The sequence below is a fragment of the Aeromonas intestinalis genome (genome assembly GCF_054052485.1).
In genome coordinates this window covers 1-423 of record NZ_JBSTYK010000043.1, presented here as the reverse complement: position 1 = coordinate 423, position 423 = coordinate 1, and the positions used below count along the sequence as shown (strand labels likewise).

The 423-nt window shown below is 58.4% G+C and carries 1 protein-coding gene; it reads left to right on the top strand.

Features of this window, described 5'->3' with window-relative positions:
* Positions 1-65: 65 nt before the first annotated feature.
* A partial coding sequence (hcp1, locus tag ACW5W7_RS21315) for a type VI secretion system effector Hcp1 (RefSeq protein WP_456503004.1) occupies positions 66-423 on the top strand: 358 nt, incomplete at its 3' end.

Below are 423 nucleotides of genomic sequence, written 5' to 3'. Positions count from 1 at the left end.
GGCATGGACGCTGCTAACGGTTTCGGTTGAGTGTCATTACCGTTTAACCAATCAGGAGCAATTCCATGCCAACTCCATGTTATATCAGCATCGAAGGTAAAACCCAGGGCAACATCACCGCCGGTGCCTTCACCTCCGACTCCGTCGGCAACATCTTCGTGCAAGGCCACGAAGACGAGATGCTGGTGCAAGAGTTCCAGCACATCGTCACCGTGCCGACCGATCCGCAATCCGGCCAGCCGGCGGGTCAGCGCGTCCACAAGCCGTTCAAGTTCACCGTGGCCCTGAACAAGGCCGTGCCGCTGATGTACAACTCCCTGGCTTCCGGCGAAATGCTGCCGAAAGTGACCCTGAAGTGGTACCGCACCTCCGTCGAGGGCAAGCAGGAGCACTTCTTCAGCACCGTGCTGACCGATGCCACCA